Origin of the sequence: Planosporangium flavigriseum (genome assembly GCF_011947225.1) — a bacterium.
GTDB classification, from domain to species: domain Bacteria; phylum Actinomycetota; class Actinomycetes; order Mycobacteriales; family Micromonosporaceae; genus Planosporangium; species Planosporangium flavigriseum.
This window is the reverse complement of the sequence record NZ_JAATVW010000018.1, coordinates 74,470-86,688: the sequence shown is the minus strand read 5'-3', so window position 1 is coordinate 86,688 and position 12,219 is coordinate 74,470. Positions and strand designations below refer to the sequence as shown.

The window sequence follows — 12,219 nt, the reverse complement described above, 5'->3', positions numbered from 1 at the left end:
ACCGTAAGCCCGCACCTCGGCGGATCGGTGGAGCCGTACCCTAGCCGAACGGCCTATGGTGCGTGGTTTGTAGGGTCTCCGCACGTGTCTGCCGTTTTTGAGAATCTCCGTCCGGATGCCGGGTTATGGGGCGCGGAGTTCGCGCTGGCCCAGTTGCGCGGGCAGGTCGGTGCCAGCGGCCTGAGCGCCATGCGGGCCGATCCAGCGCTGCTCGCGCAGGTGGATCAGCATGTGGCGGCGGTACGTGACGCGTTGATCGAAGCCGGCGGCCGGGTGAGTGCGGTCGGCCTCGCGGCGTACGCCGACGGGGTGCTGGACACCGCGGCGAGCCACGGGTGGCAGATGCCTAGCGACCTTGACGGACTGGAGTGGTCCGCCGCCTGCTGGGTGCTGGTACGGCTGCTCGCCGTCTGTGTGGTCGCCGAAACGCATTAAGTCATCCTGGAAGGTCTGACATCGCCTTCGATGCCAGGCCTTCCAAGATTCAATTTGTACGGCCGCAGCTCACGTACGGTCGTCGCCTCTCCGGGGCTCCTTTCCCAGGCCGGCGGGGCCGGGCGGCGGGCCGGGAGCGTCCGGGACACCCGGGCGCCCACCACCGAACTGCGCCCCGGTACGCGCGGACTCTGCCGGACGCGGCTCCCCGGCCGCCGGCGCGCCGGCCCGCTCGGCCGCGAGCCGGTCGGCGGCTTCCCGCCGGCCCGCCGCGTACGCCCGCGCGTGCTCGGTGGCGGTCGCCGACTCGGCGGCGATCCGGTCCAGCCAGCGTTCCAGGCGGTTCTGCATCGGCCGGACCAGGCCCCCGCCGACGCCGACGATCAGGATGCCGGCGATCGTGGCGAGCACCGCGACGAGGATCGGGGTGGTCACCGTGGTGGCGACGCCGATCTGGTTGAGCGCGGCGATGACGCCGATCGCGATGATGAACCAGGACGCGACATTCGCCAGCACCCGGCCGTACGAGAGACCGCCGAGCGCCCCGGAGATGAGGTCACGAACGGCGTTGGCGATCGCGGCGGCCACCACCACGATGACGACCGCGACGATCGCTCGGGGGATCCATCTGACGACCCCGGCGATCAGGGCGGACACCGGGTTGGGGCCGAATACTCCGAACGCGAGTTGCAGGGTGAACAGCAGCACCGCGTAGTAGACCAGCCTGGCGACGATGTCAGAGGCGTCGTACCGGGAGCGGGCCAGCGCGGCCTTGACGCCACCGCGCTCGACCCACCGGTCGAACCCGACCCGCTCCAGAACCTGGTTCACGACCCGCTGGAGCAGGCTGGCGACCAGCCAGCCGATGACGAGGATGGCGAGAAACGCGATGAATCTCGGTACGAACGCCACAACGGTTTGTATCGCGTGGGTGATGGCGCCGGGCGGAGCGGCAAGATAGGTGGTCATACCGCCGTCCCTCCTGTGTGTGCGGTTGATCAACCCGGAGTCCCGGGTCACTCGCTCCGCAGAGGGCTACCCACCTGATCTGGTAACACTCACCCGGACGCCGGGTACGCCCGGGTCTCGGCCGCCTTTACCGCCGCCCACAGTTGTCGGCCGAGGGCGAGGTCGAGGTCGGCCGCGGCGGCCGGGGTGATGTCGGCGGCCGTCTCCACCGGCCCGGTGAGGTGGACCCGGATGTGGTCGCCGTGCCGCTCGACCCCGTCGACCGTCGCCGGCCAGGTGTTGCGTGGGCTGCCGGTCGGGGCGTGCGGGTGCAGCGCGACGGCGGACGGCGGGAACGCCACGAACGCCTGCCCGTCGACGACGTCCGCCGTGGTCAGGGTCAGGCCTCCGGTCAGGGCCACGGCGTGCCCGGCCCCGTGGCCCCGGTACAGGTTCAGGCCTACCAGTCGGGCCACGTAGTCGGTACGCGGCTGGCGCGTGACCGTAGCCGCGTCACCGGTCTGCACCACCCGGCCCTGCTCGACGATCACGATGCGGTCGGCCAGGATCATCGCGTCGACCGGGTCGTGGGTGACCAGGATGGTGACGCCGGGGTGGCCGGCGAGGTGGCGGCGCAGGTGGGCGCGGGTGTCCAGGCGGGTACGCGCGTCGAGCGCGGCGAGCGGCTCGTCGAGCAGGAGCAGGGTCGGCTGAGGCGCGAGCGCGCGGGCCAGGGCGACCCGTTGGGCCTGCCCGCCGGACAGCTGCCGGGGCTTTGCGCGGGCGGAGTCAGCCAGGCCCATCCGGGCGAGCCAATCGCCGGCGCGGCGGCGCGCCTCGGCCCGCCGGATCCCCTGACAGCGCGGCCCGAAGGCGACGTTGTCCAGCGCGGTGAGATGCGGGAAGAGCAGGTAGTCCTGGAAGACCACGCCGATGCGGCGGGCGTGCGGCGGCGCCCCCTCGATCGGCGTACCCCCGAGCCGGATGTGACCTCCCGCGATTGGGTGCAGCCCGGCGAGCACTCGCAGCGCCGTCGTCTTGCCCGCGCCGTTCGGGCCGAGCAGTGCGACCACCTCGCCCGCGTCGGCGGTGAGCGCGACGTCGAGCCGGAAGGCGCCCAGCGACGCGACGAGGTGGGCGTCGAGCAGCGTCATGGCACACTCATCCAACGCTCGCGCAAGCCCGCCAGGATCGCGACGGACACGACGAGCAGAAGCAGGCTCAGTACGATCGCCGCGGCCGGGTCGGACTCCAGCGCGAGGTAGACGGCCAGGGGCATCGTCTGGGTACGCCCGGGGAAGTTGCCGGCGAACGTGATGGTTGCCCCGAACTCGCCGAGCGCACGGGCCCAGCACAGCACCGTGCCGGCCGCCAGACCGGGCAGGACCAGCGGCAGGGTGATCCGGCGGAACGCCGTCCAGGGGGTGGCTCCCAGGGTCGCCGCCGCCTCCTCGTAACGGGCGTCCGCCGCGCGCAGCGCGCCCTCCACGCTGATCACCAGGAACGGCATCGCCACGAACGCCTCGGCGAGCACGACTGCGGTCGTGCTGAACGGCACCGTCACCCCGAACGCGTTCTCCAGCCACCCGCCGAGTAACCCCCGGCGGCCGAAGACGAGCAGCAGCGCCACCCCGCCGACCACCGGCGGTAACACCAGGGGCAGCGTGACGAGAGCCCGTACGACGCGGCGGCCGGGAAAGCTGCTGCGGGCGAGCAGCCACGCGAGGGGCACGCCGAGGATGACGGAGACCACTGTCGCGGCGGTGGCGGTGCCCAGCGACAGCCGCAGCGCGTCGAGGACGCCGGGCGCGGCCAACCGGGCCGGCAGGTCCGACCAGGGCGTCCGGGTAAGCAGTCCGACCAGCGGTAACACCAGGAACGTCAGGCCGGCCGCTGCCGGGAGGGCCAGCGCCACCGGGATCCGGCCGGTCGGGGCCGACGAAGCCCCCCTCATGGCCGCTGGAACCCGTCGTGGGTCAGCACCGCCGCCGCGGCCTCTGATTTCGCGTACGCCACGAAGAGCTTCGCGCCGGCGGGGTTGGGCCCCGTGCGCAACGCGACGATCGGGTAGTCGTTGACCGCTTTCGTCGACTCCGGAAACTCCACCCCGTCCACCTGTGCCGCGGCCGCCCGCGCGTCGGTCCGGTAGACCAGGGCGGCGTCGACTTCGCCGAGCCGCACCTTGGCCAGCGCTGCGCGGACGTCCCGCTCCAGGGTGACCGGGGTGACCGTGACACCGGCGGCGCCGAGCGCGGTGGCGGCGGTCGCGCCGCACGGCACCGTCGCGGCGCAGAGCGCCACCTTCGTGCCCGGTCGCGTGAGGTCGGCGAGGCCGACGATCCGCTTCGGGTTGCCCTTCGGCACGGCGATGACGAGCTGGTTGCGGGCGAAGGTGTCGGCCGGTCCGGCGGCCAGGCCGGCCTCGGTGACCTGCTTCATCGTGGCCGGGCTGGCGGCGGCGAACACGTCGGCGGGCGCCCCGGAGGTGATCTGCTGGGCGAGCGTGGAGCTGCCGCCGAAGGAAAACCTCACCCGTACGCCCGGGTTGGCTTTTTCGAAGTCCTTGCCGATCTGTGTGAACGATTCGGTGAGCGAGGCGGCGGCCAGCACGGTGACCGTTCCGGTGGGCGTATCAGAGGCGCGGCCACCGCAGCCTGCCACGGTCAGGATGGCCAGAGCGACGAGCGCCGTCAGTCGTCTCATGGCAGCTCCACGACGACGGTGGTGGACTTGACGACCGCGACCGCGACGGAGCCGACTTCGAGGCCGAGCTGGTCGGCGGCCTCCCGGCTCATCAAGGACACCACCCGGAACGGCCCGGCCTGGAGCTCCACCTGCGCCATCACGGTGTCGCGGGTGACCGCGGTGACGATCCCGCGCAGCCGGTTGCGCGCCGAGGACCGCCCGGCGGCGCCGTCGGCGTCCGAACGCACGTACGCGGCCAGGTCGGCCCCGTCGATCACGCGGTGGCCGTGCTCGTCGCGGGTGGCGGTCAACCGCCCGCCGTCGATCAGGCGGCGCACGGTATCGGCGCTGACGCCGAGCAGGTCGGCCGCCTCGCCGATCCGGAACACTGTCACGGCGATCACTGTACTCACGCAATTGCCAATGCGAAATACCCTCACTGCTCGCAGGTGCGAGCACAATAGGGGGCTGCACCTGCGCCGACGGGTGGACAGTTCGTGATTCACATAGTGCTGCTGCTGATCTCCGCCGTGGCGATCTACCTCGCCTGCGAGTGGTTCGTCAACGCCGTCGAGTGGCTGGGCCTGCGCCTCAAGGTGGGCCCGCTCGCGGTCGGCACCGTGCTCGCGGCTCTGGGCACCGCCCTGCCGGAGAGCGTCGTCACGCTCGTCGCGGCGCTGGGGCGCAGCGCGCAACAGGACGCGCTCGCGGTCGGTGCGGCGATGGGCGGGCCGTTGGCGCTGGCCACCATCTCGTACGCCGTCGTCGGCCTGACCCTGCTCGCCCATCGCCGCCGCCCGCGGCCGGAGGAGTACGGCGACCGGCACAAGCTACGTCGCGACCAGTTCTGGTTCCTCGCGATCTTCGTCTTCAAGGTGGCCCTCGGCCTCGTCGCCTTCGCGATCAAGCCCTGGCTCGGGGTGCTCTTCTTCGTCGCGTACGCGGTGTACTTCTGGCGGGAGATCCGGGCCCCCGACGAGCCCGGTGTCCTCGGCGAGGCCCTCGAACGGCTACGGGCCCAGCCCCGTCGTGAGCACCCGGCCACCTGGGCCATCGTCACGCAGACCCTCATCACCCTGGTGATCGTCTTCATCGCCTCGCAGATCTTCGTCCACCAGTTGGAAGCCGTCGGGCCGATGCTCGGACTCCCGCCGACGGTGACCGCGCTGCTGCTGTCGCCGGTCGCGACCGAACTGCCGGAGACGCTCAACGCGTTCATCTGGACGCGCATGGGCAAGACGAAGCTCGCCCTGGCCAACATCAGCGGGGCGATGATGATTCAGGCGACCGTACCCAGCGGGATCGGTTTGCTGCTCACCCCGTGGCGGTTCGACCGGCCGCTGCTGCTGTCGGGCATCGCGACGATGGTGGCCATCGGCTACCTGCTGTGGGCGATGCGGGCCCGGATCACCCGGGCCCGGCTCGCCGCCGTCGGCCTGTTCTACCTGGCGTTCGCGGCGGTCCTCGTACTGATGTTGACGCGGCGGTAGCGTTGCCCCATGGACAAGCAAGGGCGCCGCGAGCGCGGCCGCAAGCGGGTCCGCGCCTACCTCGCCGGTGAACTCGTCGCCGACACGACCCGGCCGATGCTGGTGTGGGAGAACCCCTACTACCCGCAGTACTACATCCCGTCGGCCGATGTGCGCGCCTCACTCATGGGTGACGGCAAGGTCCTCGACGTCGTGGTCGAGCGTGCGAAGGCCCCCGGTGCTGCCCGTCGCTTCCCGGACGCCGCCGACCCGGACCTGCGGGACACCGTACGGCTCGACTTCGCCGCGATGGACGAATGGCTGGAGGAGGACGAGCCGATCTACGTCCACCCGCGGGACCCGTACTCCCGGATCGACATCCTGGCGAGCAGCCGGCACGTCCGGGTCGAGATCGACGGCGTCACGGTGGCGGAGTCCCGCTCGCCCCGGATCCTCTTCGAGACCGGCCTGCCGCCGCGGTACTACCTGCCCCTGTCGGATCTGCGGCTCGACCTGTTGCGCCCGTCGGATACGCAGACGCACTGCCCGTACAAGGGGACCGCGGCGTACTGGTCGGTCGAGGTCAACGGCCGGGTCCACGAGGACCTGGTGTGGATCTACCGCACGCCGCTGCCGGAGAGCCAGAAGATCGCCGGCCTGGCCTGCTTCTACAACGAGAAGGTCGACCTGTTCGTCGACGGCGTGCCCGAGCCGTCATGAACGAAGCGTGGACACCGACGCCGGTGTCCACGCTTCGTCAGGTCAGGACGTAGCCGTCGGAGGTATGTGCCAGCCGGCACCCCAGCGCCGCCAGCTTGCGGTCCAGCGACGCCAGGTACGGGTCCAGGATCGCCGACCTGCCGCCGAAGTCGTACCCCCACACCTGGTGGAGGAGGCCCGTACGACCGAGCGGCTGGCCAGGATTCGCGAGCAGCGCCGCCGCGATCCTGCACTCCGTCGGGGTGAGGGCCACCTCCCGCCCCGCGCGGCGTAGCAGCCGGCCGGCCGGGTGCAGCGTCAGGCCATCGGCCGGTGGCGGGCGCTGCACCAGCGCCTGTAGCCGTGCCAGCAGCTCCGTCAACGCGAACGGCTTCACCAGGTAGTCGTCGACCCCGGCGATGAGCCCGGCCGAACGGTCCGGTGTGCGGTCGCGGGCCGCCAGCATCAGTACCAGCAGCTGATGGCCTTCCGCGCGCAGGCGCCGGCAGATCTCCAGCCCGTCCATGTTCGGCAGCACGAAGTCCAGCACGACCGCGTCCGGGTGTTCGGCGCGTACGAGATTCAGGGCCGCGGCCCCGTCGCTGGCGACGGAGACCTCGTACCCGGCGAAGCGCAGCGCCCCCGACACCGACTCCCGTACCCCGGGCTCATCGTTGACCACCAGAACGCGCATCGCTACTTGCCCTTGGTGACCTTGGTGGCGTTGACAACACCGTCACCGGCCTTGGTGCCTTCGACGCTCACCTGCGCACCAGGGGTCAGATCAGCGAGGGCGCCGTTCGCTGTTACGTGCACGGCGGTGGAGCCGCTGGTGCGGACGGCCACGATCTTCCCGTCGGAGGTCTGCACGTACACCGTGGTGCCGTCGACGAACTTGACCGTGCCGGCGGTGATGTTGGCCGCCGCCGCCGCGATGCCCGGGTTCTGGCCGCCACCGGTCACGACCGTGCTCTGGCCGTTGTCAGAGCTCGACGCGCCGAAATTCTTCTGTACGAGGGCGCCGCCGAGGAAACCGATGACGATGAGGGCCGACGCGGCAAGCGCCAGGGTTGCCCGCGTCACGGAGAGCTGCTGCGGCCGTTGCGCCGGCAGTTCTTCGCGCAGCGGGTCGGCGAACGGGTCGCTGACGCGATCCGCGCCACCGGTGAAGATGCCCAACGACGGCTTGGCCACCTCCGTCATCTCGTCTCGGCGCTGCACCTCGTCTCGGCGCTGCACCTCGTCGTGGCGCTGCACCTCGTCTCGGCGCTGCACCTCGTCTCGGCGCTGTACCTCGTCACCCTGCGGCTCCTCGTCCTCCCGCTGCGCTGCTTCCGCCGTGGGAAGCGGATTGATGCGGTGGGGCTCGGGCCTGGGTACCGGGTTGATGCGATGGGGATCGATCGGCCTGGACAGCGGGTTGATGCGGTGGGGCTCCGCGGCCCTGGGCGCCGGACTCGTGGGTCTGGGTGCAGGGCTGGTAGGGCGCGGCTGTTGGGCCTCGTCGGCATAGTCGCGGTAACTCTCCCGGGCCTCGTAGGCCTCCTCGGCGCTGTCCTCCGCTGGGTACTTCTCTTCCTCCTCCCGGTCCTCCTCGTCTTCCTCGTCCTCCGCGCTGTCGTAGATCTCCTCGTCGTCCGCCTCGTCGTCCTCCTCGTCGTCCTCCTCGTCGTCGTAGGACTCGTAGGTCTCGTAGACCTCCTCGGCCCTGTCCGCCTCCTCGTCTTCGTCTTCCGCGAGGTCGTCTTCGTCGCTGTCGTCTTCCTCGTCTTCCTCGGCGTAGATCGTGTCCACGTCTTCGGCGTCGTCGACCTCGTCAAATTCGTCGAACTCGTTCGGGTAGACCTCGTCCAGCTCCTCCGGGTCGTCGACGTCCTCGACGTCCTCGACGTCCTCGACGTCGACCCGGGTGACCTTCTGGACCCGTTCGAGGGCCTCGACTCTGCCCAGACTGTGCGCCTTGCCGTTCTCTTCGGGCTTGGCGGTCACTTCGACGCTGTTGAACGTGTCGATGATGGCGGACGTGACCGCCTCGCTGGTCCGCTCGCCGCGACCGATGCGTTCATCGCTGTCGTACCGCTCGGACTGTTCGGACTGGTCGGCTCGGTCGGCTCGGTCGCGAGGCTGTTCGACCCGGTCGCAAGGCTGGGCCGCCTCGACCTTGCCGCGCGTCTCGGGCTGCTCACTCCTGCCGCGTCGTTCGGGCTGTTCGGCCCGTCCGCGCCCGCTGGGCTGCTCCGCCCTGCCGCGCCGTTCCGGATGTTCGTTCCCATCGGCCTGGTCATCCCGGACGGATCGTTGGATCCGTTGGATTCGCTGGATCCGTTGGACCCGCTGCAGTCGGTCGGCAGGGGCGCTGCGGTCGCCGTCGTCGCCGCGCTCGGTCCGTTCCGGCTGCTCGAATCGGTCCTGCGGGTCGGGTTGTTCGATCCTGCGGCGAGGCTGGGTCGGTTCGACCTTGCCGCGCGTCTCGGGCTGTTCACCCCTGCCCCGTCGTTCGGGCTGTTCGTTCCGATCGCGAGCATCGGGCTGCTGCTCGATGCTCCCGGGACGTTCGCTGTGGTCCGCTCGGACGCGCCGCTCGGCTCTGCCCTTGCGCTCGGCAGACGCGGCTCTGCTGCTCCGCTCGTCAGACGCGGCTCTGCTGCTCCGCTCGGCTTCGTCGCTCCGGCCGTGGCGGTCGGCTCTCTCGGCCCGGTCCGGCTTGCCCGCCCGTTCGACGTTGGCGGTTCTGTCGATTCTGCTGATCTTCCCGGTCTTGTCGACCTTGTTCACGCTCCTGATGGCCCGAGCGGGACGGTCGTCGGTCGGCTGAAGTTTGGCGGTGTTGGGATCGGCGTGTCGCCGGCGTACGTCCATTGTGTCCTCACTCGTAGCGAAGTGCGTCGATTGGTCGCAGCCCCGCCGCGCGGCTGGCGGGGTAGCTGCCGAAGAAGAGGCCGATCGCGACGGACACGCCGAGCGCGAGCGCGATCGAGCTGGGCATGACTTCCGGGTGGACCCCGAGAATCGTGAACTGGCTGCCCATGAGGGCCGCAATCACCCCGAGTAGGCCACCGATGAGGCTGAGGACGGCCGCCTCCGTCAGAAACTGGGTGAGGAGCGTGCGTTTCGGCGCGCCGAGTGCTTTGCGGATACCGATCTCCCGGGTCCGCTCAGCGACCGTCACCATCATGATGTTGGTGATGCCGATACCCCCGACCAGCAGGCTGAGCGCCGCCACCGTGCCTAGAAGGACGGTGAAGGTCCTCGACGTGTCATTGCGAGCCGCCAGCAGTTGGGACTGGCTCAGGATCCGAAACGGCTGGCTCGCGGTGTTGGTGATGTGCAGCTTTTCGCTGAGGATGGCCTGGGCCTGGGACTGGGCCGCACTGACGCGATCGGCGGTGACCGCCTGTACCAGTAGCTGGTTGAGCGGGCCGTAGCCGGTCACGGTTTCCTGTACGGCCGTGATCGGGGCGATCGCCATGTCGTTCGGGTCGGAGAAGCTGGTCCCGCCCTTCTCCGCGAGGATCCCGACGACCGCGAACGTCGCGCCGCCGACGCCGACCTGCTTGCCGAGTGGGTCAGTGCTGCCGAACAGCTTGCTCGCTGCGGTTGCGCCCAGCAGGACCACCCGGCGCCGCTCCTTGACGTCATCATCGGTGAAGGACGAGCCGCGGGCGACCGCATCGTTGACGGCCGGCAGGTAGCTCGGGGTGGTACCGATGAACTGGCCGATGGTGTGCTCGACGCCTTCGAACCTGGCCACCTGGCTGCTGGTCACGACCGGCGAGACGTTCTTGATGTCCGGGGCGGCGTCCCGGTTGCTCAACGCATCGATGAGGCCCATCGTCAGTGAGGTGTTCTGGATCCGCGCGCCACCGGGGCGCGGGGCGCCGCTGGTGATGGTCACCGTGTCGCTGCCCAGCTGAGCGATGCTCTGCTGGACCGCCTTGGACGAGCCGTTTCCGACCGCGACCAACAAGATCACCGCAGCGACGCCGATCATGATGCCGAGGACGGTCAATCCGGAGCGCAGCTTGTTGGCCGCGACCGCGCGGATGGCTAGCCTGATCGCCTCGATGGTGGTCACGCCGACACCGCCTCCGTGTCCGAGTTGGTACGAGGCCGGTGCCGGCCGCCGTACCCCCCGGTTGGAAGGGGACGGATCGGTTCGTCGGCGATCACCTTGCCGTCGGCCAGTTCGATCAGCCGTTGGGCGTGCTGTGCGACGCGCTCGTCGTGGGTGATCAGCACGATCGTGCGACCGAGTTCGTTGAGCTCGTCGATCACCTCCAGTACCTCGTCGCTCGATGCCGTGTCGAGATTGCCGGTCGGCTCGTCGGCGAGCACCAGCGTCGGCGCGGTGACCAGTGCCCGGGCGACAGCCACCCGCTGCTGCTGCCCGCCGGACAGCTCGTTGGGCTCGCAGTCCACGCGGTCGGCGAGGCCCACCGTGGCGAGCGCGGCGCGGGCGCGGCGGCGGCGCTCCGCCGCCTTCATCCCCGCGTACGCGAGCGGAAGCTCCACATTGGCCAGAACCGTTGTCCGTGGTATGAGGCTGAACGTCTGGAACACGAACCCGATGTGCCGGTTGCGAACCCGGGCGAGTTGACGGTCGTCGAGGGTGGTGACGTCGACCCCATCGAGGATGTAGCGGCCGGAGGTCTGGGAATCGAGGCAGCCCAGGATGTTCATGAGGGTGGTCTTGCCGGATCCGGACACCCCCATGATCGCTACGTACTCGCCGCGCCGCACGATCAGGTCCACCCCGCACAGCGCCTTCACCTGGGTCGCGCCTTCGCCGTACGTCTTGACGAGGTCGTGGACCTGGATCACCGGGGGTTCAGGTGTGCTCATCGGCTGCCCCGGCTCTCGTCCCGGTGGAGAGTCACCCGTTCGCCCGGGGTGAGGCCCGACCTGATCTCGACGAACTGGTCGCCCTTCAACCCGATGTCGAGCGCCCGCGTCTCGCGCGTGCCGTCGGGCCGGACGACCTCGGTCGTGTGCCGCTCTCCCTGGCTGCGCACCGCGGCGACCGGTACCCGTACCGCGTCGTTGACCTCTGCCGTGGTGACCGTGACGTTGACCGTTTGACCGATTCGTACACCGTCGGGCAGCGCCCCGAGACTGATGGTCGCCGGATACGAGTTCACGCTGTTCTGGCTCGACGCCGCCGGCGCGATCGCGGTGACCCGGCCTGCGGCCTGGGCCCCGGCCATCGCCGGCCAAGTGACCATCGCCGGCCGGTCAGCTTTGATCTTCATGGCGTCGACCTCTGCGAAGGACGTCGAAACCTGCAGTTGCGAGAGGTCGGCGATCTGGATGAAGGGGGTGCTGATCGAGGAGGCGGACGCCGTCTGGCCGTCGGCGGTCGCTCCACTCCACCAGGTGCCGACCGTGCCGTTGACCGCGATGACGGTGCCGTCGATCGGCGCGGTCAGGGTCGTGCCGCTGACGGCGCGCTGGGCGGCGTTGAGGCTGTTCTGCGCGCTCGTCACCTGCGACTGGGCAAGGGCGACGGTGTTGGCGTCAGTCGTCGAGCGCACCCGGTTCAGGCTCTGCTGAGCGGAGCTGAGGCTTGCCTGTGCGTCGCTGAGCTGCTCCTGAGCCTTGGCCGAGTTGATCTTCGCAAGGACCTGGTCCTTCTTGACCGCGTCACCGGTCTTCACGTTGATCTCGGTCACCGTGCCGGGAGCGCCGAAGCTGAGGTTTGCCATTGCGGCGCTCTGAACCGTGCCGATCGTCGATACGGTGGTGATGACCTGGCCGCTGGTGACCAGGCCGATTCCAGCCGTCCCGGAGTTGGCCGCCGCGCTGTACCCGGCGGAGACGGCGCGGTAGGACAGCATGACCCCAACAAGCAGCAGCGCGACCAGAACCGCATTGACGACGAGGGTCGGGCGGCGCAACCGTCGCAGGTCCGGCACTCGCGACGACAGCCGTCGTAAGGGGATTGAGTGGCGGTGAAGTAGCGGCGGGATGCGTCGCAAGATGAGCG

The 12,219-nt window shown here is 70.0% G+C and carries 13 protein-coding genes; 3 read left to right on the top strand and 10 right to left on the bottom strand.

The features are described from left to right. Nucleotides 1–84: 84 nt before the first annotated feature. A complete protein-coding gene (locus HC028_RS21780; protein ID WP_239075633.1) occupies nucleotides 85–435 on the top strand; it encodes a DUF6401 family natural product biosynthesis protein in 351 nt (116 codons plus the stop codon). Nucleotides 436–504: 69 nt separating this feature from the next. Here HC028_RS21780 and HC028_RS21775 read toward each other — a convergent pair whose 3' ends face one another. The 5 genes from HC028_RS21775 to HC028_RS21755 all read right to left on the bottom strand — a co-directional run bounded on the left by HC028_RS21775 (nucleotide 505) and on the right by HC028_RS21755 (nucleotide 4,463). Then, complete coding sequence (locus tag HC028_RS21775; RefSeq protein ID WP_168079246.1) at nucleotides 505–1,404, bottom strand: mechanosensitive ion channel family protein; 900 nt, start codon at nucleotides 1,402–1,404, stop codon at nucleotides 505–507. A gap of 89 nt (nucleotides 1,405–1,493) precedes the next feature. After that, nucleotides 1,494–2,537 (bottom strand): ABC transporter ATP-binding protein, encoded by a 1,044-nt coding sequence (locus tag HC028_RS21770; RefSeq protein WP_168079245.1) that lies wholly within the window; start codon nucleotides 2,535–2,537, stop codon nucleotides 1,494–1,496. Beyond that, complete coding sequence (locus HC028_RS21765; RefSeq protein ID WP_168079244.1) at nucleotides 2,534–3,337, bottom strand: ABC transporter permease; 804 nt, start codon at nucleotides 3,335–3,337, stop codon at nucleotides 2,534–2,536. Before HC028_RS21765 ends, HC028_RS21770 begins: the two co-directional genes overlap by 4 nt. Next, complete coding sequence (gene modA, locus HC028_RS21760; protein ID WP_168079243.1) at nucleotides 3,334–4,086, bottom strand: molybdate ABC transporter substrate-binding protein; 753 nt, start codon at nucleotides 4,084–4,086, stop codon at nucleotides 3,334–3,336. The genes HC028_RS21765 and modA overlap by 4 nt, the downstream gene beginning before the upstream one ends. Continuing rightward, nucleotides 4,083–4,463: a TOBE domain-containing protein gene (locus HC028_RS21755; RefSeq protein ID WP_168079242.1), complete on the bottom strand. Its 381-nt coding sequence runs from the start codon at nucleotides 4,461–4,463 to the stop codon at nucleotides 4,083–4,085. Before HC028_RS21755 ends, modA begins: the two co-directional genes overlap by 4 nt. Before the next feature lie 102 nt (nucleotides 4,464–4,565). On the opposite strand from HC028_RS21755, the gene HC028_RS21750 reads away from it, so the two are divergent. Together HC028_RS21750 and HC028_RS21745 are read left to right on the top strand one after the other, a co-directional pair. Continuing rightward, a complete protein-coding gene (locus tag HC028_RS21750; RefSeq protein ID WP_168079241.1) occupies nucleotides 4,566–5,558 on the top strand; it encodes a sodium:calcium antiporter in 993 nt (330 codons plus the stop codon). A gap of 9 nt (nucleotides 5,559–5,567) precedes the next feature. After that, the gene (locus HC028_RS21745; RefSeq protein WP_168079240.1) at nucleotides 5,568–6,257 is read left to right on the top strand and encodes a DUF427 domain-containing protein; all 690 of its coding nucleotides are present in this window, start codon (nucleotides 5,568–5,570) and stop codon (nucleotides 6,255–6,257) included. A 37-nt stretch (nucleotides 6,258–6,294) separates the two neighbouring features. Here HC028_RS21745 and HC028_RS21740 read toward each other — a convergent pair whose 3' ends face one another. The 5 genes from HC028_RS21740 to HC028_RS21720 all read right to left on the bottom strand — a co-directional run bounded on the left by HC028_RS21740 (nucleotide 6,295) and on the right by HC028_RS21720 (nucleotide 12,148). Then, entirely contained in the window at nucleotides 6,295–6,930 is a 636-nt protein-coding gene (locus HC028_RS21740) for a response regulator transcription factor (protein WP_168079239.1), read from the bottom strand. Nucleotides 6,931–6,932: 2 nt separating this feature from the next. Beyond that, nucleotides 6,933–9,011 carry a hypothetical protein gene (locus HC028_RS21735; RefSeq protein ID WP_168079238.1) on the bottom strand — a complete coding sequence of 693 codons (2,079 nt, stop codon included), beginning with the start codon at nucleotides 9,009–9,011 and terminating at the stop codon, nucleotides 6,933–6,935. A 91-nt stretch (nucleotides 9,012–9,102) separates the two neighbouring features. Further along, complete coding sequence (locus HC028_RS21730) at nucleotides 9,103–10,311, bottom strand: ABC transporter permease (protein ID WP_168079237.1); 1,209 nt, start codon at nucleotides 10,309–10,311, stop codon at nucleotides 9,103–9,105. Then, the gene (locus HC028_RS21725) at nucleotides 10,308–11,078 is read right to left on the bottom strand and encodes an ABC transporter ATP-binding protein (protein WP_168079236.1); all 771 of its coding nucleotides are present in this window, start codon (nucleotides 11,076–11,078) and stop codon (nucleotides 10,308–10,310) included. Before HC028_RS21725 ends, HC028_RS21730 begins: the two co-directional genes overlap by 4 nt. Then, entirely contained in the window at nucleotides 11,075–12,148 is a 1,074-nt protein-coding gene (locus HC028_RS21720) for an efflux RND transporter periplasmic adaptor subunit (protein WP_168079235.1), read from the bottom strand. Before HC028_RS21720 ends, HC028_RS21725 begins: the two co-directional genes overlap by 4 nt. Nucleotides 12,149–12,219: the final 71 nt, after the last annotated feature.

Coding starts and splice junctions, on each gene's coding strand:
- HC028_RS21725 (WP_168079236.1), bottom strand. CDS start 11,078: ATGAGCACACCTGAACCCCCGGTGATCCAGGTCCACGACCTCGTCAAG.
- HC028_RS21740 (WP_168079239.1), bottom strand. CDS start 6,930: ATGCGCGTTCTGGTGGTCAACGATGAGCCCGGGGTACGGGAGTCGGTG.
- HC028_RS21765 (WP_168079244.1), bottom strand. CDS start 3,337: ATGAGGGGGGCTTCGTCGGCCCCGACCGGCCGGATCCCGGTGGCGCTG.
- HC028_RS21745 (WP_168079240.1), top strand. CDS start 5,568: ATGGACAAGCAAGGGCGCCGCGAGCGCGGCCGCAAGCGGGTCCGCGCC.
- HC028_RS21775 (WP_168079246.1), bottom strand. CDS start 1,404: ATGACCACCTATCTTGCCGCTCCGCCCGGCGCCATCACCCACGCGATA.
- HC028_RS21770 (WP_168079245.1), bottom strand. CDS start 2,537: ATGACGCTGCTCGACGCCCACCTCGTCGCGTCGCTGGGCGCCTTCCGG.
- modA (WP_168079243.1), bottom strand. CDS start 4,086: ATGAGACGACTGACGGCGCTCGTCGCTCTGGCCATCCTGACCGTGGCA.